This window comes from Halorubrum sp. CGM5_25_10-8B (assembly GCF_005435095.1).
Classification (GTDB): Archaea; Halobacteriota; Halobacteria; order Halobacteriales; family Haloferacaceae; genus Halorubrum; species Halorubrum ezzemoulense.
On sequence record NZ_SGTY01000018.1, the window covers coordinates 30,967 to 56,936 of the forward strand.

The window sequence follows — 25,970 nt, forward strand, 5'->3', positions numbered from 1 at the left end:
GACGGGCCGAGCTATCGGGTCCGGGTCGACTGCTCCGGTTCGGGCTCGGGGTCGCCGGCCGGGGCTCGGTCACCGCTCGCCGCGTCCTCGCGGTACAGCCGGAGGATCTCCTCTAAGAGGACCGCGTGCCGATCACCGGGGACGTACTGGTGGTCGATGAAGTCCTCGGCGTCGCTGAACTTCTCCCGGAGCGCGAGCTTCCGCACGAACGCGACGGACTCGAAGAACGGGGGGCCGTCGGTCTCCTCGTCCGCGCCCAGCGTCCGGTCCGCGTCCGGGATCACCTCGGACTCGATCGCCTCGTAGTCGATCGTCTCCGGGTCGTACTCGTCGAGGGTCCGGGAGAGCACGTAGTCGGCCGAGAAGCGGTAGAACTCCGACTTGCTCTCGAACTGCCCCTCGTCGACGAGCGATTCGATCTCCTCGACCACCGACTCGGGAAACCGGACCGTGCTCTTCACCATGTGTCGTGTCCTCGACAGCCTCGGTCTTATACTTTTGTCAGACGCGCGTGAGCCAGATTTCGGCGGCGCCGGACGGGTCTACTCCTCCTCTTCGAGGATTTCGCCCGCCTCGTCGCGCTCGGCCTCGTCTCTGTCGGCGCGCCGCCGTACGTCGACCCGGTAGTCGGTGAGGATGTCGCGGCCGAGCAGCAGCGGGTACTCCATGTGCTCGCGGTCCTCGACGCTCGCGGTGACGGTGTGCTGGTTGCCGCCGATACCGATGACGAGGTCGACGACCGGCCGGGCCTTCCCGCCCTTCACGCTGCCCGACTTGACCCGGGTCATGCTCTTGATCGGACCCGCACCGATCTCGGCGGCCAACTGGGTGTCGATGCTCGTCCGGGTCGCGCCCGTGTCCGACTTCGCGAGCGCCTGCGTCGAGCCGGAGGTGCCCGTGACGACGACCTCCTCGATGTAGCCGATGTCGGGCTGCTCGGAGGGGGTCGGCTTCGGCGCGGGCGCGCAGGACGGCCGCGAGTCGTCGAGGGTCGCGGCGACGCGCTCGACCGCCTCGTCCTCGACCTCGCCGCCGACCGTCTCGATCGCCAGCTTCGCGATGTGCGGGGCCGGGCTGGTGCCGGTCGCCTCGAACAGCCCCTTGAACCCGGCCGTGGGGTTCACTTCGAGGACGTACCAGCCGTCGTACCCCTCGACGAGGTCGACGCCGGCGTAGTCGAGCCCCATCACCTCGGCCGCGTAGAGGGCGGTGTCGGCGGCCTCCTGCGGCATGTCGTCGGTGGCGTCCTCCACCGCGCCGCCCAGCGCGACGTTGGTGCGCCAGTCGCCCTCGGGCGCGTAGCGGTACATCGACCCGACGATCTCGTCGCCGACGACGTACACCCGCAGGTCGCGGTGCTTCTCGTCGTCGCGGTCGATGAGCCGCTGGAGGAACGCCTGCCGGTTGCCGACCTTCGGGTTCACGCGCTCGGTCAGGTCGACCTTCCACGTCCCGCCGCCGTGGGTGCCGATCGCGGTCTTATACACGCCCACGTCGCCGAACCGCTCGCGGCCCTCGTTGAGGCGCTCGTTCGACAGCGCGAGCAGCGCGTCGGGCACGCGGATGTTCCAGTCGGCGAGCGTCGCCGCCGTCGCGAACTTGTGGATCGACGCCAGCACCGCGTTCGGCTCGTTCAGCATTGGCCGGATGCGCTCGAACGTCGCCGCCAGCCCGAGCAGCTCCGCGGGCTGGTCGGTGTTCGATAAGAGCAGGCGGTTCGCGATCACGTCGACCGCGGGCTCGACCGCCACCTCGCCGTCCTCGACGCTCACCGCGGCGTTCTCCTCGCGGAGCCACACCGGCTCGTGGCCGAGGTCCTCGACGGCGTTACAGATCGCCTTCGTCTCCTTGCTGTTGTGCAGCGACAACACTCCCACCCGAACCGAGTCCGAACTCATACCTCTCACTGCGCGGGCCGACGTAAAAGACGCCCCGATCGTTTCGGCCGGACGAGATCCGGAGTCTCCGGGTCGCCATATATATACCCGACGCCGCGCTCCGGTCTGCCATGAGCGAGGACCGGGCGTTCACGTACAACGGCGGGGCGGTGCCGCCCGGCGAAACGCAGAACATCCGCTACGGCATCAGCGAGACGTACCTCGGCGACCCCGTCCGTATCCCGGTCACGATCGTCAACGGGGAGCGCGACGGGCCGACCGCCTTCCTGACCGCGGCCGCCCACGGCGACGAACTCAACGGAATCGAGGTCGTCCGCGAGGTCGCCCACGAGTGGGACCTCTCGGCGCTTTCGGGCACGCTCGTCTGTCTTCCCGTCCTCAACGTGCCCGGCTTCCTCGCCCAGCAGCGGTACCTCCCCGTCTACGACCGCGACCTGAACCGGTCGTTCCCCGGGAAGCCCGGGTCGACCAGCTCGAAGCGGATGGCCCACCGGATCTACGAGAACTTCATCGCGCCGTGCGACTTCGGGCTCGACTTCCACACCTCCACCCGCGGCCGGACGAACATGCTCCACGTCCGCGCAGACATGACCGACGAGTCGGTGTACCGGCTCGCGATGGCGTTCGGCTCGAAGGTGATCATCGACAGCGACGGGCCGAGCGGCACGCTCCGCGGCGAGGCGACCGACGCCGACATCCCCACGATCACGATCGAGATGGGGGAGGCCCACCGGTTCCAGCGCCCGCTCATCGACGACGCGCTCGACGGCGTCAAATCCGTCTTCGCGGAGTACGGACTCCTGGAGACCGACACGGTTCGCTGGCCCGGCTGGCGCACCGTTGTCGCCGGGGCGGGCGAGAAGACGTGGCTGCGCGCCGACTCCGGCGGCATCGTCGACACCCACTTCGAGAGCGGCTCGCTCGTCCGCGAGGGCGAGCGCATCGCGACGATCACCAACCCGTTCAAGGAGGACGCGGTCGCGGTGGAGGCCCCGTTCACCGGGCTCCTGATCGGCCTGCTGGAGAACCCGGTCGTCTACCCCGGGAACCCCCTGTGTCACCTCGTCGAGATCGGTGAGTCGACCCGTCGGGCGATCGAGGCCGGCAGCGCGCCGAAGCCCGTCGGCCAACCGACGCCGACGGCCGGGAAGTGAGGTCGCCCTCTGTGGTCGACGGGTCGCGCTCTGGGTTCGTACGTCGCCGTCGTGGCCGTGACACCGACCCGTCACCCCTCGCCGAGCCGCTCCCGTAGCCCGACCGCGGCCCCGGCGACAACCGCGAGGAAGCCGCCGAGGAACGCCACCGGCTGGAGGACGACCCGCTGGGCGACGACCGCGCCCGGCTCGCGCTCGACGGTCCGGGTCCAGAACTCGTACCGCTCGCCGTCGAGCTCGACGATCAGCAGTCCGTCGCCGAGCGTCGGGTCGGTCGGGTACGACAGCGAGTCGACGCGCTCGTCGGGGCTCTCGACGCCGAACGCGCCCTCGGGGGCGTCGCGGGCGCGGTCGAACGCCGCGCGGGCGGCGGGGTCAAGGTCGGCGTACGCGACGACGGCGTTCGAGTCGTCGAGACCTTCGTCGGTCGGAGCGTCGAGACCCACCGACGACCCGGCGGTCACCGACCGAACGGTGTGGGTGTAGGCCGGGTCGGCCTCGCCGACCGAGACCGGGAGGAACAGCGGGTTCGCCATCAGGAGGACGCCGAGCGCGACGAGCGCGGCGGCCGCGAGCGGGGCGCGCATACGCTGCTTTCGGCGGGCCGGGAGTTGAGCCTTTCCGAGCCGCGCGGCCGGCCGCAGCCGAACAGCTCCGCCATCGGCCGAGACGTGGCGCCGGGCCTCAGATCAGCCCGAGCGCCGTGAGGATCTGGTTGCCGAAGATCATCGCGATCAGTCCGGTCAGCATGACGAGGCCGGACGAGACCGTGATCGTCCGCACCGCGGCGTGCCGGTCGCTGATCGGGACCCGGCTGATCACCGCCTCGGCGACCATCCGGAGGATGCGGCCGCCGTCGAGCGGGAACGCCGGCAGGCAGTTGAACAGCGCCAGCTGGATGTTGATCCACCCCGACCAGAACAGGAGGTTTGCGAGCAGGAACGTCCCGCCGCCGAGCACCGCGAGCGGCCCCTCGACAACGAAAAAGTTGGTCAGGTCGCCGGTGAACCCCGCGAAGTTGAACGGGAGCCCGAACAGGCTGCCGAGCGGCAGGATGAGCGCGACGAACACCAAGCCGAGCGGCGAGTCGGTGACCCCGCCGAGCGGGACGCCGCCGGCGGTCCCCTCGCCCCCGTCGCCGCCGAGCAGTTCGAGGTACGCGCCGGCGGGGTACTCGGTGACGCCCACGTCGTCGAGCGCGAGCCCGCTCGTCCCGGGGAAGACGCTGACGCCGACGAAGCCGCCGTCGCGGTTCGGGTGGGCGTCGAGTTCGACCTCGTACGTGTCGCGTTCGCCGTCAGCGTCGTAGACGGTGACGGGGACGGTCTCCCCCGGCTCGCGCTCGCCGAGGACCGCGGAGAGCGCCCCGTTGTCGACGACGCGCTCGCCGTCGACCGAGACGATCGTCAGCGGCTCGCCGAGGGCGGCGCCCGCGTCGTGGATCGGCCCGTCCTCCTGAACCCCGACGACGTACGCGCCGATCGGCACGTCCGGGACGGTGACGGCGGCCTCGCCGTCGGCCGTTTCGACGCCCGAGGCGTCCTCGGCGCCGGGCGCGTCGCGGACCTGGTCGACGACGGTCGCGTTGCCGGTCACCGTCAGCGCGGCGCGCTCGTCGTCGCCGACCGCGGCGAAGAGGTCCGACTCGGTCGCGACCGGCTCGCCGTTCACCGCCGCGATCGTCACCGGTGCGCCCTCGATCCTCACACCGAGGGGGTTGCCGCCGGCGGACCCGACCACCTGTAGCTCGCGGTCGACCCGCACCGTCTCCCGCGCGTCGCCGTCGTCGACCGTGAGCGCAACCGAGTCGCCGGCGTCGGCGATCGCCGACTCGAACTCGGCGCTCGTCTCGATCGGCGTTCCGGCGACCTCGACGACCCGGTCGCCCTGCGAGATGTCGGCCGCGGCCGCCGGGGAGCCGGGGTTGACCTCGCCGACCGCGTAGCCCGCCGCGGGCGAGATGGCGCCGACCACGGGGCCGAAGAGGAGCGCGAAGACGACGATCGTGAGGACGGTGTTCGCGGTGACGCCGGCAGCGAACATCCGTGCGCGCGCGCCGCGAGACGCCTCCTGCGTCGCCTCCTCGTCCGGTTCGACGAACGCGCCCACCGGGAGCAGCGCGAAGAAGACGAGCCCCATCGAGTCGATGTCGATGCCCTCGACCCGGCAGAGGAGCCCGTGTGCCCCCTCGTGGATCACCATCGCGGCCCCGAGCCCGGCGACGATCTCCGGCGCGACCGACAGGGGAAGGAAGTCGTTGACGCCGGGGATGATGAGGAAGTTCTGCGGCTGCTGGATCGCGGCGGGCTGTGCGTTCGTGAACGCCGACATCGCCGACGAGAGGATGAGCGCGAACGACGCCACCATCGCCACCAAGGCCCCGCCGAGGCCGAGGTTGGCGACCGCGCGCCAGAACCGCTTCGGCGCCGCCAGTCGGCCGAGGAAGGCGCGCCCGCGGAGGGTCCGGAGCGTCAACACCGGTCCGGAGATCCTGACCGCGTCCGGGAGGATCCCCTCGTTCCGCAGCCACATCGCGACCGCGGAGTACGCGAGGACCCCCGTCAGCACCCAGAACAACGTGTTCATTACCACGCCGTTGGGCTCGCCCGCTCGTAAGGGGTTCGGTTCCCGGAACCCTCGGCCGCACCGCGCGCACCGATACGGCCCGCCGCGGCCGTCGGGGAGGACTGATACGCGTCCGGTGCGTGCGTCGGACCGATGGCCGACGCCGACCGGTCCCACGCCGCAGACGCACAGCCCGCGCGCCGACGGCCCGATCCCGTCGAGTCGGACGCCGCCGAACGCTCGCTCGCGCCCCTCATGGGCGCGGCGTACGTTACCGCCGGGGTCGCCCACTTCCTGATCCCGGATCGGTTCGCGGAGGCGATCCCGCCGTCGTTCCCCCGGCCCGTCGGGCTGGTGTACCTCTCCGGGATCGCCGAGATACTCCTCGGGGTCGGCGTCGCGATACCGCGGACGCGGCGCCCGTCCGCGTGGGGGATCGTCGCCCTCCTCCTCGCCGTGTTTCCGGCGAACGTCCACCTCGCCCGGCGCGACACCCTCGACGACCTCCTCCCGGACCGACTCGTCGCTCCGGCGCGGCTCGCGGCGCTGGCCCGCCTGCCGTTTCAGGGCGTCCTGATCGCCTGGGCGCTGCGGTACGCGCGCGACGACGACCCGTCGGAGCCGTGTTCGGAAGCGTAGTTCCGGAGCGATCGAGGTCCCGCCGCGAACTCAACACCCAAGTACCCCCCGGTACAAGCGTGACTCATGATGGCGCTCATCGACTTCGTCTCCCGGCTGGTCGGCGACGTCGGGCGGTTCGTCGACATCTTCCTGAACGACCTCATCCTCGGCGCCGGCGACCCGCTGTCGGCGCTGCTCGTCCTCGTCGGACAGGTCCTGATTATCGCTTCCGTCGGCGCGCTGGGCTACGCCGCCGTCGGCGCGCTGCTCGGTGAGATTGGCGTGAACCTGCCCTCGCTCGGCGGACGCGGGCGCTCGGAGTAGTCGGCGGCGCCGGTCGCCGACCTCGTCGCGCCCAGACCGTCCTCAGTCGTCGTCAGCACTGATCGCCGACCGCGTCCTCAGTCGTCGTCGGCGCCCGTCGCCGACCGCACCTCGGCGCCGGCCCCCGGACCGTCGACGGTTTCGGCACCGTCGCCCCCGTCGGGAACCTCGAACTCGTTCAGCCGCGCCAACAGGTCGTCGGACCGGTCCGAGAGCGTGTGGACCCGGCCGGTCACCTCGGAGACGGTCGCGGTCTGCTCCTCGGCCGCGGCCGCGACGGTCTCCGCCTCGGTCGCGGTCTGTCGGCTCACGGAGGCGACGCCGTCGACCATGTCGACGACCTCCTGCGTGGTGCGCGCCTGGTCGTCGGTCGCGTCGCTGATCTCTTGGACCGTCTCGTCGACGCTCGTCACATCCTCGACGACGCCCTCGAACTCCCGCAGCGTCGACTCGATCGTCTCGACCCCCTCGGCTACCTGGGCCTCCATCGCCTCGGCGTCGGCGGCGGTCTCCGCCGACGCGGTCTGGACCTCCTCGATCCGCCCGGAGATCTCCCCCGCCGACTCGCGCGTCTCCTCGGCGAGCGACTTCACCTCGTCGGCGACGACCGCGAACCCGTCGCCGGAGCCGTCGGCGCGCGCCGCCTCGATGGAGGCGTTCAGCGCGAGCAGGTTGGTCTCCTCCGCGATTTCGTCTATCACGGCCGCGATCTCGTCGATCTCGCCGACCCGGTCCGCGAGGTCCGTGACCGCGGCCGCCGTCTCGCCGATCCGCGTCTCCAGCGTCTCAAGCTCCGCGATCGCCTCGGCCGCCTCCTCGCGGCCGGAGCGACCACGTTCGGCGGCGTCGCGCGCGGTCTCGGCCGCGTCGTCGGCGCTCGCCGCAATCTCCTCGACGGTCGCCGACAGCGTGTTCATCTCGCTCGCGATCGCCTCCAGCTCGTCCGTCTGCTCGGCCGCGCCGTCGGAGATCTCCTGGACCGAGCGCGCGACCTCGCCGCTCGCGTCGTCGACCTCGTCCATGCTCGCGCGCACCTCGTCCGCGGCCCCGGCCACGTCGGCGGTGAACCCGCCGACCTCGCCGACCGTCTCGCCGAGCGTCGCGACGAGCCGGTTGTAGTTGTCGACGATCTCGACGTACCGGCCCTCGTCGGTCGCCAGCGCGTCCCCGTCGATGGTCGCCGTCAGGTCGCCGTCCTGCGCGCGCTCGGCGGCATCGCCGAAGGCGTCGACGAGCGCCTCCAGCTCGGTGGTGTAGGCCGCGAGGTTCTCGGCCATCTCGTCGAGCGACGCCCCGAAGGCGCCCGGGACCTCCTCGTCGAGCGCGGGGTCGTCGAACTCTTGATCGGCGAGGGCCTCCGCCTGCGCGGAGACGGTCGTGAGATACCCGTGGACCTCGCCGAAGGCGCCGACGAGGCTCCCGATCTCGTCGGGTTGGGTCGGGTCGAGGGCGCCCGCGGCGTCGCCGCCCGACGACCCGGTCGCGTCGGGCTCACGCGCGTCGTCGATATTCCCCGCGGCGATCGCCTCCGCCTGACGCTCCAGCGCGCGTATCGGGCCGACGAAGTCCTGTCGAACGATGAGCAGCGTGTTGTAGATGGCGACGACCGCGCCGAGGAACAGCGCCCCCGAGACGACGTACGCGGCGGTCCCCGAGATCAGAAACTGAGTGAGAAAGATGCCGACCGTGACGAGAAACTGGATGCCGACCGCCGTGACGACCTTGCGCTCTATCGATTCGGTGACGCCGAGCGCGTCCATCGTCCGCCACAGGAGGGCCTCGTACCGCCCGCGGACACCCGGGCGGCGCTGTCGTGTCGTGGACATACTTCGCCCTCGACGAGAACGGGTTATGAACCTCCCGCCGGCGTTATCAGCAGCGATTCTCGATTGTCAGCGGGCGAGAATCCGCCGCCAGCGTGCGTGAAAGCAGTGCGGGCGCCGCCGACGCGGCCCGGAACCGCCGCCGCCGACGCGCCTCGGGAACCCAGTCGACGAACCTCAGAACAGCCCGTCGACCGCCTCGGCCGCGAGGTCGACGGCGGCCTCGAGGTCCGGCCCGAGCGGCGAGCCGACGACGAGGCCGTCGGCGTGCTCGGCGACGGCGGCGGCGCGCTCGCGGACGGTCTCGGGGGTGCCCGCCATACAGAAGGCGTCGACCATCTCGGGGGTCACGCGCTCGAAGGCGGCGGAGAACTCGCCGGCCGAGACGCGGTCACCGATCTCGCTCGCGGCGTCGGGGTCGATCCCGTGGCGCTTCAGGACGGGCGGGGCCGCGCCCGCGGCAATGAACGCGACCGGCGGCCGGGCGGCCTCGCGGGCGGCGGCCCCGTCCTCGGCGACCGACACCGCGGCGTAGGCGATCAGGTCGAACTCGCCCCGGCTATCGGGCCTGTCGTCGAGGCCGTCGTCGACCTGCTCGCGGGCCCACGCGAGGTCTTTCGGATGCGAGCCGTTGTACAGGAGGCCGTCGGCGTGCTTCGCGGCCATCCGACACATGTGCGGCCCCTCGCCGCCGACGTGGACCGGGATGTCCGCGCCCTGCGGCGGCTCGTAGTTGAGCCCGGCGTCCGCGGCGTCGAAGGTGCCCTCGTGGTCGACGCGCTCTCCGGCCCAGAGCCGCTGTGCGGTCTTGAACGCCTCCAGCACCGAGCGGAGCCCGCGCTCGCCTTCGAGGCCGAGGTTGGCGAGCGTCGAGGGGTCGCCCGGGCCGAGCCCGAAGACGGCGCGCCCCTCGGAGGCCTCGTCGAGGGTCGCGACCTTCGACGCGAGCGTCACCGGGTGGGTCTCGTAGGGGTTGGCGACCCCCGGACCGAGCCGGACCGAGTCGGTGGCGGCCGCGAGCCGCGAGAGGAACGCCCACGGGTCGCGGTTGTTGTAGTGACACGTCGAGTAGACGGCGTCGTAGCCGGCCTCCTCGGCGCGGACGCCGAGGTCGACGAGGCGAGACAGCTCGTGTTCTGGGGTGAGTTCGATTCCGAGCATGGTTACTCCTGAAAGGTCCACTCCCGCAGGGCCTGCCGGACGAAGTCGCCCTCGACCTCGCGGAAGTGATTGTCCGAGCCGTCGTGGTCGCCGAACTCCCAGTCCCGGACGACGACGACCGGGGTGCCGCCCGCGCCCTCGCCGGCGACGAGGTTGGCGGCGGCGGCGAGCTCGTCGATCACGTTCTGGACGGTGACGCCCATCTCGCGGCCGTCGCGGTCGCGTTCTCCGCGCCAGTCGCGGCTGGCGGGTAGCCCGGCCCAGCCGATCGCGACCCCGCGCTGGCCGTGCCGGAAGGGACGACCGGAGGTGTCGCTGACGACGACGCGGTCGGCCGCGAGTCCGTCGCGGATGCGCTCCGCGCTCTCGGTGGGGCGCTCCGGGAGCAGCAGCAGGTCGCCGTCCGGGACGTTCGAGCGGTCGATGCCGGCGTTGACGCCGACGTGCCCGAAGCGCGTCGCGGTGAGGAGGAACGGCGCCTCCATGACCAGCTCCGTCGACTCCTCGATGACCGCCTGCGCGAAGCGCGGATCCTTCTCCTCGTCCGCTATCTCGGCGAGCCGGTCGGCGACCTCGCGGGCCCGGGGGCCGGCCGGGAAGTCGTCGAGGTCGAAGACGCGTCCCTCGGCCTTCGAGACGACCGTGCTGGCGACGACGACCACGTCGTCCTCGCGGAGGTCGACGCGCTCGCCGATCATGGCCGCGAGGTCGTCTCCCTCCCGGATCTCCGGGAGGTCCGGAACCGCGAACAGCTCCATACGATCACCTGCGCGGCGACGAGGAAAAATCCCGCCGGTACCGGGCCGGTTTGACGGTATCGGGACGAAGCGGCGGAGTCCGATTCGCGGCGGACTGGCGAATAACTGGCGCGTTTGATCAGGCACAAAAATAGTATTTGCTAAAACATTCGTTGGTATAAATACCAAAAAACCATGTTTATATAAGGACAAAGGGCGGATAATAGGTATTTCAGCCAAAATTTTTTACACACCGAGTAAATACTGTAAAACGCGATGAAGGAACTGACAACCGAAGGCGAATCGGCTCCGATCGGGACGCGGACGCGCGTCCCCGAAGAGGCCGACGACGGCGAACCGATCGTGACGCAGACCCGCGCCCCGTGACGGCGCGCGGGCGTCGACCACCCGCATTTTTTCTGCCGACGGCGTCCGTACGGCTTATACGCGACTCCGTCGAACGCCGAGTGTGGACCTCCACGTCCGGTACGAGGGCGACGACGACCCCGACAAGTGTACGGCCCGGAAGCTCGCGCGCTTCGACCTCGCCGAGCTCCACCGCTCGGACCGAGCCACGCCGTACGGGGTCGTCCTCAACCCCCACGCCGAGCGCGCGCTCTCGCCCGTCGACGCCGAGCGGGCCGCCGAGACCGCGCTCGTCGCGCTCGACTGCTCGTGGGAGTCGGCGGGCGAGAAGATGTTCTCGCTCCCCGGCGAGCACCGCGCGCTGCCCTACCTCGTCGCCGCCAACCCCGTGAACTTCGGCCGTCCGATGCGGCTCACCACCGTCGAGGCGTTCGCCGCGGCGCTGGTGATTCTCGGCGAGCGCGACCGCGCCGAGCGCGCCCTGTCGAAGTTCACGTGGGGCGAGACGTTCCTCGAACTCAACGCGGAGCCGCTCCGCCGGTACGCCGACTGCGAGAACTCCGGCGAGATCGTCGACATCCAACAGGAGTACCTCGACCGCGAGTGACTCGGTGCGGGTTCGGCCCGAGACGGTAGCGGGCCAATACCGGCACCGAACGAGGTCGCGACAAGGCTTTTGCGTGAATCAGCCGTATCGAGAGTCGATGGTATCCACAGGCGACGACGCACCCGCGTTCACCGCGACGGTCGGCACGAGCGATCACGAGCCGTTCGACCTCGACGAGGAGATCGGCGACGGGCCGGTCGTGCTCGCGTTCTTCCCCGGCGCGTTCACGCCGCCGTGTACGAACGAGATGATCGCCTTCCAAGAGCGCGCCGACGCCTTCGCGGAGGCCGGCGCGACTCTCTTCGGGATCAGCGCCGACTCGCCGTTCTCGCAGGGCGCGTTCCGCGAGGAGCACGGGATCGAGTTCGACCTCGTGAGCGACATGGCCGGCGACGCGATCCGCGCGTACGACCTCGAGATCGACATCGCCGAACTCGGCCTCCACGGCATCGCGAACCGCGCCGTGTTCGTGATCGACGACGACGGCGAGGTCGTCTTCGACTGGGTCGCCGACGACCCGACCAACGAGCCGGACTACGAGGCGGTCCTCGACGCCGTCGAGAGCGCGTGAATTCCGGTCGCGGGGCGGCCGGTCCCGTCGCGTCCGCGGTTCTATTGTAATAAGATACCGGAGCCCCGCAGCGACGGACCGCTTCGAGCCGATCCCGCTATCCGAGGACGCCGCCGATAGCACCCGCAAGCGCCGAGTCGACCGCGAACAGCAGCGTCAGGAACAGTCCGACGACGAGGACCCCCGCGCCACCGAGCAGGCTTCCGAGTGGGCCACCGGCCAGTCCGACGAGGCCGCCGAACGCGGCGAGCAGGAGCGTGACGGCCACGCCACTCACCGAGCCCGCGAGCAGGCCGTGCCAGAAGCCGGAGAGCAGCCCGCCGGCGGCGACGTAGCCGGCGACGAACCCGCCGATGAGTCCCGCGCCGACGTGGCCCACGACGGGGACGAGCGTGGCCAGCAGCCCGGCGATCAGCATCACGACGAAGCCGGAGCCGACGGCGCGCCAGTCTGTCATACCCGCGGGTAGCCGGCTCGGAGGTAAATACTTCCTCGTCGAATTTGTTTACTTCGAATCTATTTTTATTAATCTCTTATAAAATAATGCCTCTATGTGGTAGCTAGATTAATAACGCTCCGGGAGCGACGTTCAGCTAATGAGCGAATCGAACCCGACAGCCGATCCCGACGAGTCGGACGGGAGCGCGCCGACGGGAGCGCAGCTCCGGCTCGCGGTGCCGGACATGGACTGCTCGTCGTGCGCGGGGAAAGTCGAGGGCGCGCTCGATCGGGAGGGCGTCCGCTCGGTCGACACTCGGCCCACGACGGGCGTCGTCGTCCTCACGTACGATCCGGAGGCGACGGACGTGGAGGCGCTGACGGCCGCCGTCGAGGGCGCGGGGTACGCGGTCGCGGATGCGGAGTCCGACGGCGTCGCCGACGGCCTGTTCACGAGCCCCCGCGCGATCGCCACCGCGGTCGGCGGGGCCTTCCTCGCGGTCGGGCTCGCCCTCGAGTGGCTGCTCCCCGGGCTCGACCCGACGTTCGCGACGATCGGCGGCGTCGGCTTCCTCGGGCCGTGGGCCGTCACGGGCGCCTCGGTCGCGTACCTGCTGGCGGTCGGGGTCGCCGGGCCGCCGATCCTCCGGAACGGGTTCTACTCGCTGCGGGGGGTGAGCCTCGACATCGACCTGCTGATGAGCGTCGGGGTCGTCGCCGCGCTGCTCGTCGACCTCCCGTTCGAGGCGGCGACGCTCGCGGTGCTGTTCTCGGTCGCCGAGCTGCTCGAACGCTACTCGATCGACCGGGCGCGCACCTCCCTCCGCGAGCTGATGGAGCTGTCCCCCGACGAGGCGGTCGTGATCCGGGACGGCGAGGAGGAGACGGTCCCCGCCGAGGCCGTCGCGACGGGCGAGCGGCTCGCGGTGCGACCCGGCGATCGCGTCCCGCTCGACGGGGTGGTCCGCGAGGGCTCCGGCGCGGTCGACGAGTCGCCGATCACCGGCGAGTCGGTCCCGGCGGAGAAGGAGCCCGGCGACGAGGTGTACGCCGGCTCGATCAACGAGGCCGGCTACCTCGAGGTTGAGGCCACCGCGCCCGCCGAGGAGTCGACCATCGCGAGGGTCGTCGACCTCGTCGAGGCCGCCAACGGCGAGGAGACGCGCGCCGAGCGGTTCGTCGACCACTTCGCAGGCGTCTACACCCCGATCGTCGTGGTCGGCGCGGTCGCGACCGCCGCGCTCGGCCCCGTCCTCGTCGGCGGCGGCGCGGAGACGTGGTTCGTCCGCGGACTCACCCTGCTCGTCGTCGCGTGCCCCTGCGCGTTCGTCATCTCGACGCCCGTCAGCGTCGTTTCCGGCGTGACCGCGGCCGCCCGGAACGGCGTCCTGATCAAGGGCGGCGAACACCTGGAGGCGGCCGGCGACGTCGACGTCGTCGCGCTCGACAAGACCGGGACGCTCACGCGCGGCGAGCTGTCGGTGACCGACGTGGTCCCCCTCGGCGACCGCGAGGCCGACGACGTGCTCGCGTGCGCGACCGCCATCGAGCGACGGAGCGAACACCCGGTGGCGGAGGCGATAGTGGTGCGGGGCACTGACGCCGCCGGTTCCGAGGCCGCCGGTACCGGGTCCAGCGACGAGACCGAGGTCACCGACTTCGAGACGCTCACGGGCGAAGGCGTCCTCGCTGATATCGACGGCGAGACCCACTACGCCGGCAAGCCCTCGCTGTTCGAGGACCTCGGTTTCGACCTGAGCCACGCCCACGTCCGCCCTGACGGAGGGGTGGTTCGGGAGCGCGACGACGCCGACGACGCTGGCGGAGACGGAGCGCGCGGGAGCGAGGCGAGCGCCGCCGCGGAGCCCGAGCCCTGCGACCACGGGCAGTACCTCGACCTAGCGAGCGAGACGATTCCGCGGCTTCAGGCCGAGGGGAAGACGGTCGTCCTCGTCGGGACCGAGGCGGAACTGGAGGGCGTCGTGGCGGTCGCGGACACAGTCCGTCCGGAGGCGGCGTGGGTCGTCGACCGCCTCCACGAACTCGGCGTCGACCGGGTCGCGATGCTCACCGGCGACAACGAGCGGACCGCGCGGGCGACCGGCGACCGCGTCGGCGTCGACGAGGTGCGCGCGGATCTGCTCCCCGACGAAAAGGTCGCGGCGGTGCGTGAACTCGCCGCCGAGACCGACAGCGGCGTCGCGATGGTCGGGGACGGGATCAACGACGCCCCGGCGCTCGCGGCGGCGGACGTGGGGGTCGCGATGGGCGCCGCCGGCACCGACACCGCCATCGAGACCGCGGACGTGGCGCTGATGGCCGACGACCTGACCAGGCTCCCGTACGTCGCCGACCTCGCCTCGCGCGCGAGCTCGACGATCCGAACCAATATCGGGGCCTCCCTCGCCGTGAAGGCGCTACTCGCCGCGGGCGCTCCCCTCGGCTACGTGAGCGTCGCGATGGCCGTCGTCGTCGGCGACATGGGTATGAGCCTCGGCGTCACCGGGAACGCGCTCCGGCTCGGCAACGTCGAGCCCGCGGAGCCCTCCGGGGCGGCGACGGACGCGGCCGGGCCGAACGCGGACGCCGCCGCGTCGGAGCAGTAGCCGGTCAGTCGACCCGGAAGCCGGCCTCACGCTTTTTATTACCGCGGCGGTAACTGCGCTCGTATGCCCTCCGAGCGCGGGACGCCCTCCACCTCCGAGGAGGCGATGGACCGCACGGAGTCCGCGGAGGTCCGGCCCGACCCCCACGGCGACCGGAGCGTCTCCGAGACGGTCGCCGAACCCGACCCGATCGAGTGGGGGCCGGTCCGCCACGAGCGACTGCGCTCGCTCGCGATCGGGGTGTCAGTCGGAATCGCCGGCGCGGTCCTCGTCGTCTTCGGCACCGTCGCCGCCGGGGGGATCGCGGGTATCGCGTCCGGCGACCTCGCGGTCCCGAGCGTCGGGGCCGAGGCGATCGCCGTCGGGGTCGCGCTCTTGCTCGCGCTTCTGCTCGGTACCGTGCCGGTGCTGTACGCCGTGTACCGCGAGAGTTCGGTCGGGGAGCCGTCCGTCGCCCGACTGCGCGAGGCCGCAGAGACGCTTCGGCCCGGCTGGACGCTGGCCGGGCTCGGCGCGGTCGTCGCGGCGGCGCTGGCGCTGCCGACTGACTTCCTGCCGGCCCTCTGGCCGCTGTTCTGGGTCGTCTGGTTCGTGCCGGCGGTCGCCGAGTCGTCGGGGGTCGCCGTTCGGCTCGACCCGGCCGAGCGGGCGATCGCGCGGACGTATCCGGCGCGCGACCGAACTCGGAGCGACGACCTCGGGGCGGTCGTCAGGACGCGCCGGATCGACCTCCCGTGGACGACGGTGTTCCTGCTCGCGTACCGGGGGAACGCGTGGTTCCGGTCGACGCCGTGGCTGTTCGTCCCCCGCGACCGGGCGGACGCGGTCGAGTCCGCGCTCGGCGCGGTGCTGGCGGAGAGCGACGGGCCGGACCGGGCGAGCGTCCCGGAGCGGCTCACCCTCGCGACGCTGGGATCGTCCTCGCTCGTAGTCGGCCTCCTCATGGCCGTTGCGGCCGGCGAGGGAGCGGGCGGACTGGCGCTGGCGCTGCTCACGGCCCCGTTCTCGCTGCTGTTCCTCGCGCTCGCGGCGCGGTTGTGAGTCGCCCGCGGAGTCGACGCAACCCCGTCGCGACACCGGACCTGACACCCCCTACCACGCGACTCATATACCTGCGCACCCAAACTCGTTCATGGACAGACAGCGTCTGGAACGCGCGCTCGAAGACGAGTTCGGCGGGACCGAGGCCGAGCGGCGGGCCGTCTCGCGGGCGGCCCGCGACCTCGTCGACTCCGGACGGCCCTCCGAGGACCGCGGCCACGGCCTGACCGTGACGGGGGTGATCGGACACATGGAGGACGCGCCGGACGACTCCTCGCTGGTGGAGCGGTGGAACTGGTGGATGGGCGCGCTCGATGCTGCCTACGGCGGCTACGACTACTTCACGGTGCGGTTCGTCGAGGACGACGAGGCGACCGGCCTCCGGCGGTAGGGCGACAGCGGACCGCCGAGAGGGACGACAGCGGACCGCCGGCGGCGAGCCCGACTGTCCGAATCACCGGCGAGCGGCAGCGGATCGTCCACTTTCACTTTCACTCCGCGGATGGCTCGGTTATAGGAGCGTTCCGGGCCGAACTAGGTGTATGAGCGCAGTCACCGCCGACCGACCCCGGTACGCGACGCCCACGGGCGTGGACATCACCGACTGTCGAACCGACCGCCTCCCGGACCGAGTCCGCGTGAACCGCGTCGACGGGAGCGAGGTCCACCTCGAACGCCGCGGCGGCCGGACGTTCCTCGTCACGCGACCGACCGAGTGACGGCGGCTTCCGGACGGTAGCGACCGAAAAGACCGCGACTACGGCGTCAGTCGTCGGCCGTCAGTTCCGCGCGCGCCGGCCCGTCGTTCCCGAGCCGACTTTCGAGACCCACGCCGAGCGTCTCGTTCGTCCGCGCCACCGACTCGGCCGCGTCGACGTCGGTCGTCATCGCGCGGATCGCGTCGACGTTCTCCGGGACCACGTCGGCCTCTTGGTGGACGTTCTGGAAGAGGTACAGGTCTCGCCCGGTGACGCTGATCGACTCCTCCCAGACGCAGTTCTCCCAGAGGTCGCCGCGGGGCCGCCCCGCGTCGGCGGCGTACTCCTTCAGCGCGCCCGCGCCGTCGATGCCCGCGGCCTCCGGGACGAGGAAGATCCGGTCCTCGTCGGCGAGGAGGTCGCGGACGGCCCCCGAGTCGGGGTCGCTCTCCAGCGTGACGTTGACGCTGTGGGTGTGCATCCCCGTGACCGGCGCCTTCAGCGCCGCGGTGTCGACCGGCAGGTCGGGAAGAATCTCGTTCACGTCCGGACCGTGATGAGAGGGGACCGCCGCGGGGTCGGGAACGATGTCGTTTATCGGGCCGCGGTCCGTCTCGCTCGGATCGCCGCCGCGGCGCACGAGCGTGACGCGCGCCTTCTCGACGCCGTAGGTCTCGTCGAGCGGCGCGAGCAGCCGCGAGAGCGCGGTCGTGTTACAGGAGACGACGCGGACCGCGTCCGCGCCGCGGGCCGCCTCGAACCGACCGCGGGCGTTGAAGGAGGCCTCGGCGACGGCGGCGTCCTCGCCGCCTTGGAAGATCGCCGGCGTGTCGTGGGCCTCGTAGACGGGCGCGTTGCGCTCGCCGACGCCGGAGGGCGCGCAGTCGACGACGACGTCGACGGCGTCGAGCAGGTCGCCGAGGATCCCGGACAGGTCGACGCCGGCGGCCGCGAAGTCTTCGACGCGGTCCTCGACCGCCGCGTACAGGTCGTAGCCGCGCCGCGCCGCGGCCTCGACGCCGTAGTCGGGCGACGCCTTCGTCACGCCGACAAGTGTCATGTCCGGCTGGGCCGCGACGGCGTCCGCGACCCGTTTCCCGATCGTGCCGTAGCCGTTGACGCCCACGCGTATCATATCTGTCCCTCGCTCGGGAATCGGTATAATCTTTTCGAGGTGGGTGAAATGAAATTAACTACCCCACGAGTAATCGATCGGTTAATTCGACGCCGATCGGCACCGGACGTAAATAATTCAATTACGGAATAGAGTAAACTCAGCGATGACAAGGCCTAACGCCCGGCCGAACGGAGACGCTGGCATGGCAGCCGACCTCTCCGACGCCGCGACGACCGCGGTCGAACAGTGTCTGAACGTCGCTCCCGACGAATCGGTCGCGGTCGTCACCGACGACGAGCGCGAGCCGATCGGCGAGGCGCTGTACGCGGCCGCGAGCGCCGTCACCGACGACGCGACGCTCCTCCGGTACCCCCCGACCGAACAGCACGGGACGGAGCCGCCGGCACCGGTCGCGGCCGCGATGGCGGAGGCCGACGCCTTCCTCGCGCCGACGACGAAGAGCCTGAGCCACACCCGCGCCCGCGGCGCGGCCTGCGACGCCGGCGCGCGCGGCGCGACGCTGCCCGGGATCACCGAGGACGTGTTCACGACGGGGCTCGACGCCGACTACGCCGCCATCGAGGCCGCCTGCGACGACGTGCTGGGGCAGATCGGCGACGCCAGCGAGGTCCGCGTCACCGCGCCCGCCGGCACGGACATCACCTTCGAGGTCGGCGACCGCGAGTGGCTCGCCGACACCGGCATGGTCCGCGACCCGGGCGACTTCTCGAACCTCCCCGCCGGCGAGGTGTTCGTCGCGCCCGCGAGCGCGACCGGGACCTTCGTCGTCGACGGGACGATGATGCCCCACGGACTGCTCGACGACGGGCGGGAGCTGGCGTTCGAGGTGGAGGACGGGTTCGTGACCGAGATCGCCGACGACGCGATCCGCGCCGACGTCGAGGCCGCCGCCGACGAGGTCGGCGACGCGGCGTACAACCTCGCGGAACTCGGCATCGGCACCAACGGCGGCGTTGCGGAACTCGTCGGGTCAGTCCTCTTAGACGAGAAGGCGGGCGGGACCGTCCACATCGCGATCGGCGACAACGTCGGGATCGGCGGCGAGACGGACGCGCCGCTCCACCTCGACGGGATCATCCGGGACCCGACGGTCTACGCCGACGGGGACGAGATCGACCTGCCGAGCGCGTGAAACGTCCGTGAGAGAAAATATGCCCCACTTACAAACTATCGAGGCGCTGGCGCGTGCCGACGAGCGGCCGCCATCGGCGGCCGCGAGACAGCACCGCGCGAGGGAGTCGGTGGGTCGGAGCGAAGCGGAGAGCCACCGACGAGGCTGGGGAGGCGTGAGGTGCGGTGCGGGGCGGGACTCAAACGGGCAGGCGCGAATCGGGCGCAGGCGAAGTAATGACCGCAGAGAGCGAGCGAAGCGAGCGACTGAGGACCACAGCGAGCGTGCGCCCGATTCGCGGCTGGGGCTTTGGGAGTATTCACCGCCGACCTGCTGAATCCCGTTTATAATCCGACGGGGAATTTGGAGGGAGCTCCCACCGAGCCGTCAACATCGACGTACTCTGCCTATTCTACGACCGCGAGCGCCACGCCCGCCACGTCGCGAACGCCGACCACCTGGTGTCGCCACCCGTCGCCGGCGTCGACGCAGAGCGTTCCCGCGTCCGTCACCCCGACCGAGACGCCGGGGCCGTAGCCGAGCGCGACGGGCGTCTCGTCCACGGGCAGGTCCGCGGGCGTCCACGTCTCCTCGCCCCACTCGCCGGCCCCGTCCGAGTGAACGAGCAGGTCACCGCCGACGACCGCCATCGCGTGCCCGTCGCCGTCGGACGCGACCGCCTCCGCGACCGCCTCCCGGGCCGTCATCCAACCGTTGCCAAGCCAGTAGAGCCCCGCACCGGTCGCCGCAAGCGGCATCCCGGCGCCGGCCACGTCGCGCGCGTCGTCGAGGCCGACGTCGGTGATGCCGCGCTCACCGACCCGGTACACCGCCTTCCCGCCCGCGACGAGACCGTCGTCGACCGCGCGCGGGTCGGTGACGGTTCCGATCCGCGTCGTCGACGAGACCGTCGCCTCGTCGCCCTCCCCGACGTTGATGCGCTCGATCGCCCCGTCCTCGCGGGCGACAAGGAGCGCGTCGTCACGGTCCCTCGCCGCGCCGACCGCGACCGCCGGCTCGTCGTCGACCGACTCGAACGCCGGGTCGTCGCCGACCGCGGCGACCGAGAGCCCGGCGGGCGTGGCCGCGACGGCGAGGTCGGGGCCGCCGCCGCGAGCGAGGACGGTGACATCGCGGGCGGGGTCGCGGGCGACCATGTCGAACGCGCCGACCTTGTCGGCCGACAGCGAGACGCGGACGATCCCCGTCCCCGTCGCGACGTAGGCGTCGGTGCGGCCGGCGCTGCCCGCGTACACGCGCTTTTCATCGATCGAGATGTCATCCTCGGCGGGAGCCATCGGAGGGCCGTTCTCCGCGGCGGGACATAAGCCCCGCGCGGCGGCGCGCGTTCCGACCCTCCGGGGACGCCCGCCCGTTCCGACGGCCATTTGAGCGCCCCTCGCGTACGCTGATTCGTGCAATCGGTCGCCGCCGAGTTCTCGACGCTGCTCGCGGAGGTGGCCCCCCGACTTGCCCGGATCACGGCGTTCATCGCGGGGGGCGTCTTCGCCGCCAACGTCGCCGTCGCGTTCGGGCTGGTCCGGTACGTCGCCGGGCTCGCGGGGTGGCTCACCCGACCGGCGAACCTCCCGGACGAGGTCGGCACGGCGATCCTCACGACCGCGGCGTCGACGACCGCGGGCTACGCGACGCTCGCGGAGTTCCGCGAGTCGGGCCTGCTCGACGACCGGGCGACGCTCGTCGCGGTGACGATGAACACGTTCTTCGGCTTCGTCCAGCACGTGTTCACCTACTACGTCCCGGTGTTGATCCCGATCCTCGGCGTCACCACCGGCGCCGTCTACGTCGGCGCGCGCGCCGGCATCGCGCTTTTGATCACCGTCACCGGCGTCGTCGCGGGCGGGTTCCTCCTCTCCGAGTCGAACGTCGACCGCGCCGCGCTCGCCGATGTCGAGGCGACCGGGCCCGAGGACGACGACCGTACCGACCGGGAGCGCGTGCGCGACGCGGCCGGGAAGTCGTGGCGGACCCTCCGGCGGATCGTCCCGCGGCTCGCGGTCGTGTACACGCTGGTCATCTGGCTCGTCACGACCTACGACGTGGCGGCCCTGACGAGCGTGGCGGAGCCGATCACGAGCGTGCTGGGCCTGCCGGGTGCCGCGGTGCCGGTCATCGCGGTGTTCACGCTCGACACGACCGCGGGCGCGGCGACCCTCGCCGGGACGGAGGCCGGGATCTTCACGACGCGGACCGCGGTCGCGTCGCTGCTCATCGGGAGCATCCTCTCGTTCGCCGTCTCCACGTTCCGGCGCTCGATCCCGTTCCAGTACGGGATCTGGGGGCCTTCGTTCGGGACGAAGGTGATCGCCGTCAACACCGCGCTCAAGCTCGTCTTCATCTCGGCGACGGTCGCGCTGCTGCTCGCGCCGGTGTGGTGACAGGGCCGGTGGAGCCCGAATCAGTAGGTTCAACACCGGCCCGGATCGATCGGCGCACATGGCGCTCGAAAAGGACGTGGACTGTCCCGACTGCGGCGGGTCTCGTTCGTTCTACCGGACCGCGGCGATGACGCTCCACCTCGGCGAGAAGACGAAGTGGCGCTGTCCCGACTGCGGCTACGGCTACGTCGAGATCGACGGCATCGACACGCTTCCGGCCTGACGAAACCGTTCGCCGGCGCCGCCTCCTCGCCGGCCCCGGGTTTCCGTCCGCGGCGCCGCCGCAACACTCAGTACCCCCGGGACTGACCCGGGACACATGAACCGAATTCGGCGACGGTCCGCGGGGGTGAACGCGCGTGGTCGGTGAGGCGCGCGATCCCGACGGCGACACCGGACCGCTGGATGGCGTCACCGTGCTGGACCTCTCTCGCGTGCTCGTCGGCCCGTTCTGTACCATGCAGCTCGGCGACCTCGGCGCCGAAGTGCTCAAGATCGAGCGGCCCGGACAGGGCGACCAGACGCGGACATGGGTCCCGCCAGCGTTCGGCGAGGGCGAGGGCGAAGAGAGCGCCTACTACGTCAGCGTTAACCGGAACAAGCGGTCGATCCAGTTGGACCTGACGACCGAGTCGGGGCGCGCGGTCGCGCGGGACCTCGCCCGCGAGGCCGACGTGCTCGTCGAGAACTTCCGGGTCGGTAAGACCGCCGAGTGGGGCCTCGACTACGGCGACCTCGTCGACGAGAACCCCGGGCTGATCTACTGCGGCATTTCCGGCTACGGCGAGTGGGGCCCCGACCGCGACAAGCCCGCCTACGACATCATGATGCAGGCGCGGGGCGGGTTCATGTCGTTCACGGGCGTCGAGGACGGCCCGCCGGTCCGGATCGGCGTCGCGCTCGCCGACGTCGGCGCGGGGATGTACGCGACGCAGGCGATCCTCGCGGCCCTCCTCGAGCGCGAACTCGGCGACGGCCGCGGCCAGAAGATCGACGTGAGCCTGCTGGACGGGCAGGCCGCCTGGACCAGCTACATGGCGACGAACTACTTCGCCAGCGGCGAGCCGCCGGGACGGATGGGGAGCAAACACCCGAACATCGTCCCGTATCAGGCGTTCGAGACGAGCGACGGGTACGTCGTCGTCGCCTGCTCGTCGGACCCGTTCTGGCCGCCGCTGTGCCGCGCGATCGACCGCCCGGACCTGCTCGCGGACGAGCGGTTCGAGACCAACGAGGGCCGCGTCCGCCACCGGGAGGAGCTCGACCGCGAGCTGAGCGAGACGTTCGCGTCCATGACGACCGCCGAGGCGACCGCGGTCCTGGAGGAACACGACGTGCCCGCGAGCCGCGTCCGCGACGTGAGCGAGGTGTTCGCCGACCCCCAAATCGAGGCGCGCGGGATGGTCGCCGAGACGGAACACCCGACCGCGGGCACCGTCACGTTCCCCGGCTCGCCCATGCACTTCTCCCGGACGCCGACGACCGTCCGGCGCCACCCGCCGGCGCTCGGCGAACACACGGAGTCAGTTCTCGACGAGTACGGCTACGGCGACGGCGACATCGCGGAGCTGAAAGAACGGGGAGCGATTCCGGACGGCTGACGGCGACGGGACGCTCGGTGGCCGGGTTCCGTCGAGCGCTCCGCCGTCGGTCGCCGCCGAGCGCTCGGTCACCGGTTTTCCCGGGCGCTCAGTCGTCGTTTTCGGCCGTGATCGGGTCGCTCTCGTCTTCGGTGAACCCCGCCGACTCCTCCTGCCGCTCGCGGGCCTCGGGGTCGAACTCGGCCTCGATGTCCTGATACCGCGGGACGAAGGAGAGCTCGTGGTGACTCTCCGTCTCGTGGCCGATGTACCGCTCTTCGAGGTCGAACTGCGCCTCCTCGTCGTTCTGCGCGATGTTCTCGAAGTCCTCGTAGGCCGCGTGGGCGCCCGAGTGGAGACCGTACAGCGTGATGAAGATGTACTGGTAGCCCAGGTCGCCGAGCTCCTCGAAGGTGAGCGGGTCCTCCTCGGCGCCCCACTCGAACGAGGAGGAGTAGTTGAAGGCCAGATCGAGGTCGGGGTGGGTCTCGTGGATCGTCTCGGCGTACTCGACCGCGTCCTCGCGGGACGGGTCGGGCATCTCGGGCCAGACGAGGTCGACGCCGGCGTCGGCGTAGATCCGGCCGCGTTCGAGGTGCTCCTCCCAGTCGCCGTTGGCGGAGCCGTACGCGTCGGTGCGGGCGATGATGACGGTGTCCTCGCTCTGCTTGGCGTCGACGGCGGCCTCGAAGCGCGAGCGGGCCTGCTCGCGGGAGACGATCTGCTTGCCGGCGATGTGGCCACAGCGCTTCGGCGAGGTCTGGTCCTCGATGTGGACGGCGGCGACGCCGGCCTTCTCGTACTCGCGGACCGCGCGCCGGACGTTGTGGACGCCGCCATAGCCGGTGTCGCAGTCGGCGATGACGGGGAGGTTCGTCGCCTCGACCATGCGCTTCGCGTTCTCGACCATCTCGGACATGGTGACCATCTCCAGGTCGGGGAAGCCGAACTGGCCGAGGACGGTCGAGTAGCCGCTCATGTAGGCCGCGTCGAGGCCCGCCATCTCCGCGAGGCGGGCGTCGAGGGCGTGGTAGATCCCCGGCGCGAACGTGTACTCCTGCTCCTCGAACAGCTCGCGGAGCCGGCGGCCGGCCGGGTTGTCGATATCTCTGGTGAAGACGTCGTCGTCGAGTTCGTTGGGATTCATCGGGTTACTGCGTGGTGTCGTCGTCTGCGGTGTGGTTCGGCGCGGTGCGCCGGCCTGATCGGCGTTTGTCGGCGGGGCGAGCGGTCGGCGCGAACGTCGTCGGGTCCGGGCGCGGTCCGTCGCCGGTCCCCGCCATTGGGACGGTGCTGCGGGACGCGTCCTCGCCGGTCGACCGGGCCGAGCGCTCGCGGGAGCGGCGCGTCGCGTTCGCCGTCATCGCGAACCCCCGTCGGTCCGCGTCCGCGAGGCGGGACGCAGGTCGGGGACCATGGGCGCGTCGCGCTCGTCGTCGGCCGGCGGACGGGTCGGGCGACGGGTGTCGGCCCGCGGCGGCGACCCGGGCGAGCGCGTCCCCGTGGTCCGGCGCGTCGTGATCGTCGGGACCAGCGGCGCGCCGGCCTCCTCGGTGGGCGGGATGCGGCCGGGGATCGGCTGCGGAGAAGCAGTCCGGTCGGAGCGCTCCGCGGGCTCCGAGCCGGTCGTGCGGTCGGTCGTGCGATCGGTGCGTCGAGTCGTGTCGTCGGGCGTGTCGTCAGGTGTCGTCATCGGGTCGTGTGGGGGGTTGCGGCGGTCGTCTGGTGATCGGGTCGGTGCCTCGGGTCGCTGCGTGTCCGCGTACGGATACTGCCATTGCGACCGGAGCAAATCGGAGGAAGACAATAAACATAATGATTGATAATGATAATATTCGTTATGTTGTTTTATTCGGTTAAATGTTCCATGACAACACGGCCCATACAAACGAAGACATCCGGGGCTGCGCGCCCCTCGCCGCCGGTGACAGCGTCCACAACACTGTCGGTGACGCCGCCGAGCGACATCGGCGGCGTCGGACCGGGCCAGACCGAGCCGGGCCGGACCGATCGCTTATTGACCCCGCCGCGCGGAGCGTAGGGTAGTGAACGAGCGCGACGCTCTCCGGGCTCTCGCGGCCGACCTCCCGCACGCGGGCGACGACGCCGCCATCGTCGACGGAACGGTCATCACGACGGACATGCTCCACGAGCGGACCGACTTCCCGGCCGGCACAACGCGGTACACAGCCGGCTGGCGCGCAGTCGGCGCGTCGCTGTCGGACGTGGCGGCGATGGGCGCGACCGCCCGGGCCGCGGTCGCCGTCTACGCCAACGAGGCGTTCGACCGCGACGAGCTGACCCGGTTCGTCGCGGGCGCGGTCGACGTCTGCGAGGCGGTCGACGCCGAGTACGTCGGCGGCGACCTCGACGAACACGTCGAGTTCACGACCGCGACCACCGCGGTCGGCCGGATCACCGACGCCGGGGCCGTCACGCGTGACGGGGCGCAACCGGGCGACGCGCTCTGCGTCACCGGCGAGTGGGGCCGGTCCGCAGCGGCGCTGCGGATTTTCAAAAACGACGGCGAGGGCGAGACCGAGCGCGCCAACGAGCTGTTCCGGTTCACGCCGCGCGTGGCCGACGGGCTGGCGCTGGCGCCGCACGCGACCGCGATGATGGACTCCTCGGACGGGCTGGCGCGGTCGTGTCACCAGCTGGCCGAGGCGAGCGAGGTCGGGATCGAGATCGAGCGGGACGCGGTTCCGGTTCACCCCGCGGTCGAGGGGGTTGTGGAGGGGTCGACGGAGCGGTTCGAACTCGCGGCGCACTTCGGCGAGGACTTCGAGTTGGTCTGTGCGGTACCGGAAGCGGAGGTTGATGCGGTCGAAGAGTCGTGTCCCGCCGGGCTCACGCGGATCGGGACGGTGGTCGAGGAGCCCGAAGAAGGAGGGTCGCGCGTCCTCGCCGACGGCGAGCCCCTGCCCGACCGCGGCTTCACGCACGGAGACGGATAGGTCACCGAGGTCCCAGTGGTTCGCTTATAAATGAGCGCCCGCAGAGCGGGGTCGCGTTAAGTTAGAGGATGAGGCGGACGAGTTCTGAGTGTCTATGACAGATTTCGACCGCCTCAGCGAACGTACCGCGTGGATCGACTTGTCGTTTGTGGAGCGAGATCGAACTCCGCGCTGG

The 25,970-nt window shown here is 71.1% G+C and carries 27 protein-coding genes; 14 read left to right on the forward strand and 13 right to left on the reverse strand.

Features of this window, described 5'->3' with window-relative positions:
• Positions 1 to 11 precede the first annotated feature (11 nt).
• Together EXE51_RS14600 and EXE51_RS14605 are read right to left on the reverse strand one after the other, a co-directional pair.
• A complete protein-coding gene (locus EXE51_RS14600; protein WP_049931543.1) occupies positions 12 to 464 on the reverse strand; it encodes a hypothetical protein in 453 nt (150 codons plus the stop codon).
• 78 nt (positions 465 to 542) lie between these two features.
• The gene (locus EXE51_RS14605; RefSeq protein ID WP_199234065.1) at positions 543 to 1,898 is read right to left on the reverse strand and encodes a RimK/LysX family protein; all 1,356 of its coding nucleotides are present in this window, start codon (positions 1,896 to 1,898) and stop codon (positions 543 to 545) included.
• Positions 1,899 to 2,008: 110 nt separating this feature from the next.
• Between EXE51_RS14605 and EXE51_RS14610 the strand changes: the two genes are divergently transcribed.
• On the forward strand, positions 2,009 to 3,052 hold the full coding sequence (locus EXE51_RS14610) for a succinylglutamate desuccinylase/aspartoacylase family protein (RefSeq protein ID WP_086215751.1): 1,044 nt from the start codon (positions 2,009 to 2,011) through the stop codon (positions 3,050 to 3,052).
• 71 nt (positions 3,053 to 3,123) lie between these two features.
• On the opposite strand, the gene EXE51_RS14615 is transcribed toward EXE51_RS14610, so the two are convergent.
• On the reverse strand, positions 3,124 to 3,639 hold the full coding sequence (locus EXE51_RS14615) for a hypothetical protein (protein ID WP_049931545.1): 516 nt from the start codon (positions 3,637 to 3,639) through the stop codon (positions 3,124 to 3,126).
• Between the two features lie 97 nt (positions 3,640 to 3,736).
• Positions 3,737 to 5,638 (reverse strand): site-2 protease family protein, encoded by a 1,902-nt coding sequence (locus EXE51_RS14620; protein ID WP_049931546.1) that lies wholly within the window; start codon positions 5,636 to 5,638, stop codon positions 3,737 to 3,739.
• 132 nt (positions 5,639 to 5,770) lie between these two features.
• On the opposite strand from EXE51_RS14620, the gene EXE51_RS14625 reads away from it, so the two are divergent.
• Positions 5,771 to 6,256 carry a DoxX family membrane protein gene (locus EXE51_RS14625; protein ID WP_086219695.1) on the forward strand — a complete coding sequence of 162 codons (486 nt, stop codon included), beginning with the start codon at positions 5,771 to 5,773 and terminating at the stop codon, positions 6,254 to 6,256.
• A gap of 66 nt (positions 6,257 to 6,322) precedes the next feature.
• Positions 6,323 to 6,562: a hypothetical protein gene (locus EXE51_RS14630; RefSeq protein WP_049931548.1), complete on the forward strand. Its 240-nt coding sequence runs from the start codon at positions 6,323 to 6,325 to the stop codon at positions 6,560 to 6,562.
• Positions 6,563 to 6,639: 77 nt separating this feature from the next.
• Here the strand turns inward: EXE51_RS14630 and EXE51_RS14635 are convergent, their stop codons facing one another.
• The 3 genes from EXE51_RS14635 to EXE51_RS14645 form a co-directional block, all read right to left on the reverse strand.
• The gene (locus tag EXE51_RS14635; RefSeq protein ID WP_049931706.1) at positions 6,640 to 8,322 is read right to left on the reverse strand and encodes a methyl-accepting chemotaxis protein; all 1,683 of its coding nucleotides are present in this window, start codon (positions 8,320 to 8,322) and stop codon (positions 6,640 to 6,642) included.
• A 240-nt stretch (positions 8,323 to 8,562) separates the two neighbouring features.
• Complete coding sequence (locus tag EXE51_RS14640) at positions 8,563 to 9,546, reverse strand: 5,10-methylenetetrahydromethanopterin reductase (protein ID WP_137692933.1); 984 nt, start codon at positions 9,544 to 9,546, stop codon at positions 8,563 to 8,565.
• Positions 9,547 to 9,548: 2 nt separating this feature from the next.
• Positions 9,549 to 10,304, reverse strand: coding sequence for a coenzyme F420-0:L-glutamate ligase (locus EXE51_RS14645; RefSeq protein ID WP_049931550.1), 756 nt, complete (start codon positions 10,302 to 10,304; stop codon positions 9,549 to 9,551).
• A gap of 448 nt (positions 10,305 to 10,752) precedes the next feature.
• Between EXE51_RS14645 and EXE51_RS14650 the strand changes: the two genes are divergently transcribed.
• Together EXE51_RS14650 and EXE51_RS14655 are read left to right on the forward strand one after the other, a co-directional pair.
• Positions 10,753 to 11,256, forward strand: coding sequence for a DUF367 family protein (locus tag EXE51_RS14650; protein ID WP_094553724.1), 504 nt, complete (start codon positions 10,753 to 10,755; stop codon positions 11,254 to 11,256).
• Positions 11,257 to 11,353: 97 nt separating this feature from the next.
• On the forward strand, positions 11,354 to 11,827 hold the full coding sequence (locus EXE51_RS14655; protein WP_086216983.1) for a redoxin domain-containing protein: 474 nt from the start codon (positions 11,354 to 11,356) through the stop codon (positions 11,825 to 11,827).
• Between the two features lie 97 nt (positions 11,828 to 11,924).
• Here EXE51_RS14655 and EXE51_RS14660 read toward each other — a convergent pair whose 3' ends face one another.
• Positions 11,925 to 12,284 (reverse strand): DUF5518 domain-containing protein, encoded by a 360-nt coding sequence (locus EXE51_RS14660; protein WP_137692934.1) that lies wholly within the window; start codon positions 12,282 to 12,284, stop codon positions 11,925 to 11,927.
• Between the two features lie 139 nt (positions 12,285 to 12,423).
• On the opposite strand from EXE51_RS14660, the gene EXE51_RS14665 reads away from it, so the two are divergent.
• From EXE51_RS14665 to EXE51_RS17805, 4 genes are all read left to right on the forward strand, one after another.
• Positions 12,424 to 14,871 carry a cation-translocating P-type ATPase gene (locus EXE51_RS14665; RefSeq protein WP_137692935.1) on the forward strand — a complete coding sequence of 816 codons (2,448 nt, stop codon included), beginning with the start codon at positions 12,424 to 12,426 and terminating at the stop codon, positions 14,869 to 14,871.
• A gap of 63 nt (positions 14,872 to 14,934) precedes the next feature.
• Entirely contained in the window at positions 14,935 to 15,912 is a 978-nt protein-coding gene (locus tag EXE51_RS14670) for a hypothetical protein (protein WP_137692936.1), read from the forward strand.
• Between the two features lie 91 nt (positions 15,913 to 16,003).
• Entirely contained in the window at positions 16,004 to 16,303 is a 300-nt protein-coding gene (locus tag EXE51_RS14675) for a hypothetical protein (RefSeq protein ID WP_049931556.1), read from the forward strand.
• A gap of 151 nt (positions 16,304 to 16,454) precedes the next feature.
• Positions 16,455 to 16,631, forward strand: coding sequence for a hypothetical protein (locus tag EXE51_RS17805; protein ID WP_199234066.1), 177 nt, complete (start codon positions 16,455 to 16,457; stop codon positions 16,629 to 16,631).
• Positions 16,632 to 16,677: 46 nt separating this feature from the next.
• Here EXE51_RS17805 and EXE51_RS14680 read toward each other — a convergent pair whose 3' ends face one another.
• The gene (locus EXE51_RS14680) at positions 16,678 to 17,745 is read right to left on the reverse strand and encodes a type II glyceraldehyde-3-phosphate dehydrogenase (RefSeq protein ID WP_049931557.1); all 1,068 of its coding nucleotides are present in this window, start codon (positions 17,743 to 17,745) and stop codon (positions 16,678 to 16,680) included.
• A gap of 184 nt (positions 17,746 to 17,929) precedes the next feature.
• Here EXE51_RS14680 and EXE51_RS14685 point away from each other — a divergent pair, with 184 nt between their 5' ends.
• Positions 17,930 to 18,880: an aminopeptidase gene (locus EXE51_RS14685; protein ID WP_049931558.1), complete on the forward strand. Its 951-nt coding sequence runs from the start codon at positions 17,930 to 17,932 to the stop codon at positions 18,878 to 18,880.
• A gap of 386 nt (positions 18,881 to 19,266) precedes the next feature.
• Here the strand turns inward: EXE51_RS14685 and EXE51_RS14690 are convergent, their stop codons facing one another.
• The gene (locus EXE51_RS14690) at positions 19,267 to 20,157 is read right to left on the reverse strand and encodes a hypothetical protein (protein ID WP_137692937.1); all 891 of its coding nucleotides are present in this window, start codon (positions 20,155 to 20,157) and stop codon (positions 19,267 to 19,269) included.
• A 117-nt stretch (positions 20,158 to 20,274) separates the two neighbouring features.
• On the opposite strand from EXE51_RS14690, the gene EXE51_RS14695 reads away from it, so the two are divergent.
• The 3 genes from EXE51_RS14695 to EXE51_RS14700 all read left to right on the forward strand — a co-directional run bounded on the left by EXE51_RS14695 (position 20,275) and on the right by EXE51_RS14700 (position 22,859).
• Positions 20,275 to 21,258: a nucleoside recognition protein gene (locus EXE51_RS14695; protein WP_049931560.1), complete on the forward strand. Its 984-nt coding sequence runs from the start codon at positions 20,275 to 20,277 to the stop codon at positions 21,256 to 21,258.
• A gap of 58 nt (positions 21,259 to 21,316) precedes the next feature.
• Complete coding sequence (locus EXE51_RS17810) at positions 21,317 to 21,481, forward strand: hypothetical protein (RefSeq protein ID WP_167373072.1); 165 nt, start codon at positions 21,317 to 21,319, stop codon at positions 21,479 to 21,481.
• 136 nt (positions 21,482 to 21,617) lie between these two features.
• Positions 21,618 to 22,859, forward strand: a complete 1,242-nt coding sequence (locus tag EXE51_RS14700) for a CaiB/BaiF CoA-transferase family protein (protein ID WP_137692938.1) — start codon at positions 21,618 to 21,620, stop codon at positions 22,857 to 22,859.
• An 88-nt stretch (positions 22,860 to 22,947) separates the two neighbouring features.
• Here the strand turns inward: EXE51_RS14700 and aceA are convergent, their stop codons facing one another.
• The 3 genes from aceA to EXE51_RS14715 are packed head-to-tail and all read right to left on the reverse strand — an operon-like array spanning position 22,948 to position 24,531.
• Positions 22,948 to 23,985, reverse strand: a complete 1,038-nt coding sequence (aceA, locus tag EXE51_RS14705; protein WP_086216767.1) for an isocitrate lyase — start codon at positions 23,983 to 23,985, stop codon at positions 22,948 to 22,950.
• A 4-nt stretch (positions 23,986 to 23,989) separates the two neighbouring features.
• Entirely contained in the window at positions 23,990 to 24,202 is a 213-nt protein-coding gene (locus EXE51_RS14710; RefSeq protein ID WP_049931563.1) for a hypothetical protein, read from the reverse strand.
• Positions 24,199 to 24,531 carry a hypothetical protein gene (locus EXE51_RS14715; protein WP_049931564.1) on the reverse strand — a complete coding sequence of 111 codons (333 nt, stop codon included), beginning with the start codon at positions 24,529 to 24,531 and terminating at the stop codon, positions 24,199 to 24,201. Before EXE51_RS14715 ends, EXE51_RS14710 begins: the two co-directional genes overlap by 4 nt.
• Positions 24,532 to 24,883: 352 nt before the next feature.
• On the opposite strand from EXE51_RS14715, the gene thiL reads away from it, so the two are divergent.
• Positions 24,884 to 25,795 carry a thiamine-phosphate kinase gene (thiL, locus tag EXE51_RS14720; RefSeq protein ID WP_137692939.1) on the forward strand — a complete coding sequence of 304 codons (912 nt, stop codon included), beginning with the start codon at positions 24,884 to 24,886 and terminating at the stop codon, positions 25,793 to 25,795.
• Positions 25,796 to 25,970 lie beyond the last annotated feature (175 nt).

What these genes read in the sequence shown, in the direction of transcription:
- EXE51_RS14655 (WP_086216983.1), top strand. Translation starts at nt 11,354, where the DNA reads ATGGTATCCACAGGCGACGACGCACCCGCGTTCACCGCGACGGTCGGC.
- EXE51_RS14645 (WP_049931550.1), bottom strand. Translation starts at nt 10,304, where the DNA reads ATGGAGCTGTTCGCGGTTCCGGACCTCCCGGAGATCCGGGAGGGAGAC.
- EXE51_RS14675 (WP_049931556.1), top strand. Translation starts at nt 16,004, where the DNA reads ATGGACAGACAGCGTCTGGAACGCGCGCTCGAAGACGAGTTCGGCGGG.
- EXE51_RS14610 (WP_086215751.1), top strand. Translation starts at nt 2,009, where the DNA reads ATGAGCGAGGACCGGGCGTTCACGTACAACGGCGGGGCGGTGCCGCCC.
- EXE51_RS17810 (WP_167373072.1), top strand. Translation starts at nt 21,317, where the DNA reads ATGGCGCTCGAAAAGGACGTGGACTGTCCCGACTGCGGCGGGTCTCGT.
- EXE51_RS14640 (WP_137692933.1), bottom strand. Translation starts at nt 9,546, where the DNA reads ATGCTCGGAATCGAACTCACCCCAGAACACGAGCTGTCTCGCCTCGTC.
- EXE51_RS14715 (WP_049931564.1), bottom strand. Translation starts at nt 24,531, where the DNA reads ATGACGACACCTGACGACACGCCCGACGACACGACTCGACGCACCGAT.
- EXE51_RS14605 (WP_199234065.1), bottom strand. Translation starts at nt 1,898, where the DNA reads ATGAGTTCGGACTCGGTTCGGGTGGGAGTGTTGTCGCTGCACAACAGC.
- EXE51_RS14660 (WP_137692934.1), bottom strand. Translation starts at nt 12,284, where the DNA reads ATGACAGACTGGCGCGCCGTCGGCTCCGGCTTCGTCGTGATGCTGATC.
- EXE51_RS14615 (WP_049931545.1), bottom strand. Translation starts at nt 3,639, where the DNA reads ATGCGCGCCCCGCTCGCGGCCGCCGCGCTCGTCGCGCTCGGCGTCCTC.
- EXE51_RS14635 (WP_049931706.1), bottom strand. Translation starts at nt 8,322, where the DNA reads ATGGACGCGCTCGGCGTCACCGAATCGATAGAGCGCAAGGTCGTCACG.
- aceA (WP_086216767.1), bottom strand. Translation starts at nt 23,985, where the DNA reads ATGAATCCCAACGAACTCGACGACGACGTCTTCACCAGAGATATCGAC.
- EXE51_RS14670 (WP_137692936.1), top strand. Translation starts at nt 14,935, where the DNA reads ATGCCCTCCGAGCGCGGGACGCCCTCCACCTCCGAGGAGGCGATGGAC.
- EXE51_RS14685 (WP_049931558.1), top strand. Translation starts at nt 17,930, where the DNA reads ATGGCAGCCGACCTCTCCGACGCCGCGACGACCGCGGTCGAACAGTGT.
- EXE51_RS14620 (WP_049931546.1), bottom strand. Translation starts at nt 5,638, where the DNA reads ATGAACACGTTGTTCTGGGTGCTGACGGGGGTCCTCGCGTACTCCGCG.
- EXE51_RS14710 (WP_049931563.1), bottom strand. Translation starts at nt 24,202, where the DNA reads ATGACGGCGAACGCGACGCGCCGCTCCCGCGAGCGCTCGGCCCGGTCG.
- EXE51_RS14630 (WP_049931548.1), top strand. Translation starts at nt 6,323, where the DNA reads ATGATGGCGCTCATCGACTTCGTCTCCCGGCTGGTCGGCGACGTCGGG.
- EXE51_RS14600 (WP_049931543.1), bottom strand. Translation starts at nt 464, where the DNA reads ATGGTGAAGAGCACGGTCCGGTTTCCCGAGTCGGTGGTCGAGGAGATC.
- EXE51_RS14665 (WP_137692935.1), top strand. Translation starts at nt 12,424, where the DNA reads ATGAGCGAATCGAACCCGACAGCCGATCCCGACGAGTCGGACGGGAGC.
- EXE51_RS17805 (WP_199234066.1), top strand. Translation starts at nt 16,455, where the DNA reads ATGAGCGCAGTCACCGCCGACCGACCCCGGTACGCGACGCCCACGGGC.
- EXE51_RS14690 (WP_137692937.1), bottom strand. Translation starts at nt 20,157, where the DNA reads ATGGCTCCCGCCGAGGATGACATCTCGATCGATGAAAAGCGCGTGTAC.
- EXE51_RS14680 (WP_049931557.1), bottom strand. Translation starts at nt 17,745, where the DNA reads ATGATACGCGTGGGCGTCAACGGCTACGGCACGATCGGGAAACGGGTC.
- EXE51_RS14625 (WP_086219695.1), top strand. Translation starts at nt 5,771, where the DNA reads ATGGCCGACGCCGACCGGTCCCACGCCGCAGACGCACAGCCCGCGCGC.